Annotated in this window: 6 protein-coding genes; 3 read left to right on the top strand and 3 right to left on the bottom strand. The window is 41.2% G+C overall.

The window, feature by feature from the left end:
• Positions 1-112, bottom strand: a 112-nt coding sequence (locus VIN08_RS14640; protein ID WP_331966543.1) for a bL21 family ribosomal protein, incomplete at its 3' end; no start/stop codon positions are given.
• Positions 113-528: 416 nt separating this feature from the next.
• Between VIN08_RS14640 and VIN08_RS14635 the strand changes: the two genes are divergently transcribed.
• Positions 529-1,512 (top strand): ribonucleotide-diphosphate reductase subunit beta, encoded by a 984-nt coding sequence (locus VIN08_RS14635; protein ID WP_331966540.1) that lies wholly within the window; start codon positions 529-531, stop codon positions 1,510-1,512.
• A gap of 53 nt (positions 1,513-1,565) precedes the next feature.
• Entirely contained in the window at positions 1,566-4,025 is a 2,460-nt protein-coding gene (locus VIN08_RS14630; protein ID WP_331966537.1) for a ribonucleoside-diphosphate reductase subunit alpha, read from the top strand.
• A gap of 138 nt (positions 4,026-4,163) precedes the next feature.
• Here VIN08_RS14630 and VIN08_RS14625 read toward each other — a convergent pair whose 3' ends face one another.
• Together VIN08_RS14625 and VIN08_RS14620 are read right to left on the bottom strand one after the other, a co-directional pair.
• The gene (locus VIN08_RS14625) at positions 4,164-6,122 is read right to left on the bottom strand and encodes an OmpA family protein (protein WP_331966534.1); all 1,959 of its coding nucleotides are present in this window, start codon (positions 6,120-6,122) and stop codon (positions 4,164-4,166) included.
• A 164-nt stretch (positions 6,123-6,286) separates the two neighbouring features.
• Entirely contained in the window at positions 6,287-6,757 is a 471-nt protein-coding gene (locus VIN08_RS14620) for a hypothetical protein (protein ID WP_331966531.1), read from the bottom strand.
• A gap of 156 nt (positions 6,758-6,913) precedes the next feature.
• Here VIN08_RS14620 and VIN08_RS14615 point away from each other — a divergent pair.
• A partial coding sequence (locus VIN08_RS14615; protein WP_331966528.1) for a dihydroxy-acid dehydratase occupies positions 6,914-7,267 on the top strand: 354 nt, incomplete at its 3' end.

Here is a 7,267-nt window from a genome sequence, read left to right as displayed (position 1 = left end):
TTTTGTCGAAGCTTACAGAAGCTCCTACTTCGCCTTCCATCTTTGGGGCATAGATATATTGGTCTTTAGCCACTTTGAACTGTTTGCCTGCAATGTCTACTATCGCGTACATAGCTTTTTAAAATTGGATTGCAAAGGTAGAAAAAGAATCGGGATATTAATCTAAGGCCTCCAATAATTTTCTGACTTCTGCTTCTTTACGTTGAGCGAAATTTTTGAAAATTTTTAATTTCCTGAAATTAACTCAAACCATACACGAAAATGACATCACTAAGGGGTTATTTTACAGGAACTTATGTATCCACAATGCATCAACAAGTTATCCACATTTGTTGAAATCAGCCTGCAAATAGCGTTTTGTTTTTTAGAATCGTTCTACTTCTTTTGTACACTTGGCGCTGACCAAAGACAGACGTTCAGTTTGTGTCTTAATAAAGCAAAAAGATTTAACGGAGAGTAAGTAAGGTATTGGCAAATGCTAGTGCCCATTAGAGATATTTAGTTTAACCCTAAAACCCCATTTATGCCATGAGCCAACAGGAGGAACCCATATTGAAGGAGAACAAAGATCGCTTTGTACTCTTTCCGATTCAACAACATGATATATGGAAGTTCTATAAACAAGCAGAAGCCAGCTTTTGGACTGCTGAAGAAATAGACTTAAGTCATGATTTACGTGACTGGGAAACGTTGAATGATGGGGAACGCCATTTCATCACTCATGTACTTGCATTTTTTGCTGCCAGCGATGGAATCGTGAATGAGAATCTTGCTGAACACTTCGTGGCTGAAGTTCAATATACTGAAGCGAAATTCTTTTATGGCTTTCAGATAGCAATTGAAAATATACACTCCGAAACATATTCTCTTCTGATCGATACATATGTAAAAGATCCTAAAGAGAAAGATGTGCTCTTTCATGCTATTGAAACAATGGATTGTGTGAAGAAGAAAGCTGATTGGGCATTGCGTTGGATAAACCAAGGATCTTTCCAGGAAAGACTTATTGCCTTTGCTGCGGTTGAAGGTATATTTTTCTCTGGTTCATTCTGCTCTATCTTCTGGTTGAAGAAACGCGGGCTGATGCCGGGACTTAGTTTCTCCAATGAACTCATATCACGCGATGAAGGTTTACACTGTGACTTCGCGTGTCATTTATATACTCAGCATGTAGTGAACAAACTTCCGGAGCAAACTGTTATCGACATCATTAAAGATGCTGTTGAGATAGAGAAGGAGTTTGTTACCGATGCACTTCCTGTTAACCTTATTGGTATGAATGCCGGACAGATGCGTCAGTATATTGAGTTTGTTGCCGATCGTTTATTGAATGAACTGGTTGGCAAGAAAATTTACAATGCAACTAATCCATTCGACTTTATGGACATGATCTCGCTGCGAGGAAAAACGAATTTCTTCGAGAAGCGGGTAGCTGAGTATCAGAAAGCAGGAGTGATGAAGAGCACTGAAAAAGAAAGCGCTCCTAAGTTTTCTCTTAACGAAGATTTTTAATACATTCAAATACTTTTTAAACTTCTCCACTAAAAACAACCCCTATTTCCGCGATGCTTGTACTAAAACGTGATGGACACAGAGAATCGGTTAAGTTCGACAAAATCACCGCTCGTATTGAGAAACTCTGTTACGGATTAGATCCGAAGTTCGTCAATCCTGTAGAGGTGGCCATGAAGGTGATCAATGGCCTCTATGATGGTGTATCTACACAGGAGCTTGATAATCTTGCTGCCGAGATTGCAGCAACCATGACTACCAAACATCCTGACTTTGCCAAGTTGGCTGCGCGTATAGCCGTATCCAATTTACACAAGGTAACAAGCAAGTCGTTTTCAAATACCATGAAACGACTGTATACGTATGTTGATCCGAAGACCGGACAAAATGCTCCGCTCATTTCTAAAGAGACCTATAAAGTAATTAAAGAGCACGCTGCAGAATTGGATGAAGCCATTCTGTATGATCGTGACTTCAGCTATGATTACTTTGGTTTCAAAACACTCGAGCGCTCATACCTGATGAAGGTTGATGGTAAAACCGTGGAACGCCCTCAACATTTGCTGATGCGTGTGGCGGTAGGTATACATGGTGAAGATATACCGGCTGCTATCGAAACCTATAATCTGCTTTCAGAAAAATGGTTTACACATGCAACGCCTACATTGTTCAATGCAGGTACACCTAAGCCTCAGTTGTCGTCATGCTTCCTGTTAACCATGAAGGATGACAGCATTGATGGTATATATGATACATTAAAACAATGCGCGAAGATTTCTCAGTCTGCAGGGGGTATAGGACTGAGCATTCACAACGTGCGCGCGAAGGGCTCTTATATTAAAGGAACAGGTGGAACATCTAACGGTATAGTTCCGATGCTGCGTAACTTTGATATGACTGCACGTTACGTTGATCAGGGTGGAGGAAAACGCAAAGGAAGCTTTGCTATATATCTGGAGCCTTGGCATGCCGATGTTTTTGAATTTCTTGATCTGAAGAAGAATCATGGTAAAGAAGAAATGCGCGCACGCGATCTTTTCTATGCTATGTGGATTCCGGATTTGTTCATGCAGCGTGTAGAGAACAACGAAATGTGGTCTCTCTTCTGCCCGAACGAAGCACCTGGTTTGGCTGAAGTATGGGGAGAAGAATTTGAACGCCTCTATGATAAATATGAAAAAGAAGGCAAGTTCCGTAAGCAAGTAAAAGCTCAGGATCTTTGGTTTGAGATACTTGAATCACAAATCGAAACAGGAACTCCCTATATACTATATAAGGATGCTGCGAATAAAAAATCTAACCAGAAAAATCTGGGAACGATCAAGTCGAGCAACTTGTGTACAGAGATCATCGAGTATACATCTGCTGATGAAGTAGCCGTTTGTAACCTGGCTTCTATAGCATTGCCAAAATTTGTAACCGAAGATGGCAAGTTCGATCACCAGAAATTATACGAGATCACAAAAGTTGCTACTCGCAACCTCAATAAAGTAATTGATGTTAACTATTACCCGGTAATAGAAGCGAAGAACTCCAACATGCGCCACAGACCAATTGGTTTGGGTGTGCAAGGTTTGGCAGATGCATTCATCCTGTTACGTATGCCATTCGATTCTGAAGAAGCTCGTAATCTGAATGCTGATATCTTCGAAACTATATATTTCGGTGCGATGGAAGCTTCTATGGAGCTTGCTAAAGTAAATGGCGCATACGAAACATTTAAAGGTTCACCCGTATCAAAAGGAATCTTCCAGTTTGATATGTGGGGAGTTACACCAACCAGCGGCCGCTGGAACTGGGAACAACTGAAGCAAGATGTAAAGAAGCATGGTGTGCGTAACTCGCTGCTTGTAGCACCTATGCCTACCGCTTCTACATCGCAGATATTGGGTAACAACGAGTGCTTCGAACCATATACTTCAAACATCTATACCCGCAGAACATTGTCAGGCGAATTTATCATTGCTAACAAGCACCTGATGAAAGACCTGATGAATCTCGGTTTGTGGAGCGAAACGATGAGACAAAAACTTATCGCAAGCAATGGTTCCGTTCAATCTATACCAGAGATTCCGCAGAACATAAAAGATATTTATAAAACAGTATGGGAGATTTCGCAGAAAGCAATCATCGATATGTCTGCAGATCGCGGTGCCTATATCTGTCAGTCGCAAAGTCTGAACATTCACCTGACCAATCCTAATTTTGGTAAACTTACTTCCATGCACTTCTATGCATGGAAGAAAGGATTGAAAACAGGTATGTACTATCTGCGTACGAATGCTGCTGCCGATGCTATTAAATTTACATTGGATAAATCAGCGATTCAGCAACCAGCGGTTGTAGCAACTGAAACATCTGCAACTGGTGAACAAGCTGTGGCAGAGGTGGTGACAGTAACAGCTACACAGACTACAGATGCTCAACAAATAGCATTACAGTATGAGCAGAACATGTCTGATATGATGTGCTCGCTCGACAACCCGGATGCTTGTGAAGCTTGCGGAAGCTAAGCACAAAGACGTTTAACTTTGTTTAAAAATAAGAAGCCCGGTCATTGACCGGGCTTCTGTATTTATAAGTAATTCTGATCAGGTGATTTCGTAAGAGATTTAAATCATTCAATGATGTATAGCCCGTACTATATATCTCTATTTTTCCGTGAACGTAAATTCTATTCGTCTGTTCTGTGCTTTACCTTCCGGAGTTTTGCTGGATGCAACTGGCTTAGATGCACCATAGCCGCGGCTTGTTATTCGGTTTTTAGCAATGCCTTGTGCTGTGATATAATTCGCTACTGCTTTAGCCTGATTTAACGTAGATACTTTTGAAGACGGATCTGCGTGAGCACCAATTTCGATCTTTACTTTCGGATTAGCGGTGAGGAATAAAATAAGTCTGTCGAGCTCAGGGTAAGAAGTAGCATCGAGCGTAACATTATCTGGTTTGAAGAAAATGTTTTTTAGTAATACAGATTGTCCGCGCTCGAATGGAACAAGCGTGAGATCACGGTTAATTGTTACTTCATTACTTTCCTGTGTGAGGTCAATGTTTTCGTATAGCGGATAAAATCCGGAGGCAACAGCACTAAGTGTATAACTTGCTCTTAATGGGAAGCGCAGTTCATATACACTCTGCAGCGAATCAACAATAGCAGCAACAGATGAAACGCCTTCTACTTTTACACCCGTGCTGATCTCTGGCGGCAGCGTATTGTTTGTTTTCTTATTAATGATTCTTCCGGTTACAATCGCCATCTTCTCAGCATCAGCTTGCAAGTCTAGAGTAACTTCTTCATAACCATCTACACCTTTCAAATCAACCAGGTCGGGAAGTGATTCAAATCTTCGTGCACTCACTTGTACGTAATATACTGTTCCATGATTTAGTTTGATCGAGTACGTTCCCTTCTCAAGATCTACATGTGCAGAGTCTATCTCTTCGCCATCCACCATAATCTTGGCAAGGGCAGATGCCGGTATAGCCTGGTCCGTATTTTTAATAAGCAATTTGCCTTTCAGTAATACAAACGGCACAGGTTCTTCTTCCAGGTCTGTATTAATATATCTGAATTCTTTATCATGGGTAGCATCTACTATATATGGCTTTGCACCATATTGGTATAGCGATGCACTCAAAGTATATTTCTTTCCGAAGGGAAGCTTGGCTTGAAATGTAGCAGAGTCGCGATTGAATACTATATTTTCAGTTGGTTTGCCATCTGCTAAAATCTGAATGTCTTTATTCGTCAATACGCGTTTTGTTTTTGCATTGATAACTTTACCGGTAACTAAAACGTAAGGTTGATCTTCAAACAGTTTTGCCATAAATATATCTCCCTTACCGGTTGAGTTGTTTGTGGAAGAATAATAACCCCACGCTCCGTTTAAGCTTGTTCTCAGGTATGTTTCGTCTCCGGCAGTATTGATCGTATCGTTCAATGCTTCGGGAGCAGACCATGCACTCCACTCATCGTTTAATCTTTTTACGCGAAAGAGATCAGTACCTTTTCCTTTGGTAGAACTACTGAAGTATAAAGTTTTATTATCGATCAGCAGAAAAGGTGTTTTTACTTTTGCTTTGAGACCTGTTACGGTAATGGGTTCTTTTAAACTTCCATTTTCACCACGCTCATATACCAATAGCTTGCTATGCTTACGCACGAGCAGATATTTACCATCGGCACTAAGTGCAGCATCATCCGATCCTTTGATGTTAAGCTTTTGTGGTGCAGACCATGCTTCATTCTGCCAGATTGAAAGCGACAGTCCTTCATCTGTGCTTAACAGTAATGCATGGCCATCGGCTGTTATAGAAAGTATAATGTTGTGTTGACTGATGTTTAATGATGGAGAGCGCTCTGCTTCCGACCAGGTGCCATCGGCTTGTAAATTACTGATCCATATATCGGTGCTATTCTTTTCACCGAAGCCATTCATGGGGTGATTCTTTCGATTGAAAAGAATTGTTTTTCGGTCAGAAGAAATTACAGGACTTACTTCGTCATACGCGGAGTTCACACCGGCCCCCAGATTTTTTGGTAAAAATGTTGATTGGGCGTGAGCAGAAAGTGTGAACAGCAGCGCGCAGGTAAATGCCGTAAATTTCATGGAGATAGAAAATTTGGATAGAATGATAACGCTAAAAATAGAGTACCCGCAGCACTCAGAAAAATCTATGTAATAAAAAGTCTCCTTTTCATTCCTTTACACCAAAAGCATTGAGGCTCAAATTTTTCTACTTCACGGAACAGCCGTATATCGGCAGCCATTTGCTATTTCTTTGCGCTCTTCTTTGTCGCTATTTTTGCTTTTCCTGTAACGCTAATCGCGGTACTTCGCGTCATCGTTTTTATGTGTTCGGCTTTTCGGAAACGTAATGCACTCCAGTCTTCATCGATGGCTACCATTCTTACCGGTTCAAACCCGTGTTTGCCCAATTCTTCCCAGCCATTATCACGATTAAATTCGCAGGTATATTTCTTGGAGGTTCCCTTCGGATAGGCAAACCAGATAATCCCATCATCTTCTATCAGTGGAGTGACTTTGTTCGTAAGGTCATTTACTTCCTTTTGTTTGGTAACGAACGCGAGTAAGAATGCAACGCTCTTTGCTCCTGCAAGAGAGGTCTTGATGTTTGCAAGATCACCCATTTCATGTACATCTTTTTTAAAACTATCCGGAGCGCTAATAATATGAAGTAGCTTTTGATCCTTGTAGTTGAGTTTCTTGAAAATCGGGTTCATGCCGGTTTGGATTTGTAGTCAAAGGTATCTTCCGGAGGTTTAACGGTAAAGAATATTGCAGGGAAAATTGCCATATTTATAGAACGGGTAAACGATTATGGCAATGTGTATGCAAGACCTATCCCGAATATTTTTCGTAGCACTACCAGACTATATATGAAAGAAAAACTTCGCAGTCAGGGCTGGTTTGGGAAAACCGGTAAAGATGGCTTTATCTATCGCGCCTGGATGAAGAATCAGGGTATACCCGATTATGAGTTCAGAGGAAAACCAGTTATAGGTATATGCAACACATGGTCTGAGCTTACTCCATGTAACGCGCACTTTCGTGAACTGGCGGAATCTGTGAAGCGTGGTATATCTGAGGCCGGAGGATTTCCGGTAGAATTTCCGGTGATGTCGTTGGGGGAAACACTGATCAAACCCACAGCGATGTTGTATAGAAACCTTGCGAGCATGGATGTAGAAGAATCCATTCGTGCCAATCCAATCGATGGTGTTGTATTACTA

Source organism: Ohtaekwangia sp. (assembly GCF_036568665.1).
Taxonomy (GTDB): Bacteria; Bacteroidota; Bacteroidia; order Cytophagales; family Cyclobacteriaceae; genus Ohtaekwangia.
Note: the sequence above shows the minus strand (reverse complement) of the source record. Positions and strands in the feature narration are given on the sequence as shown.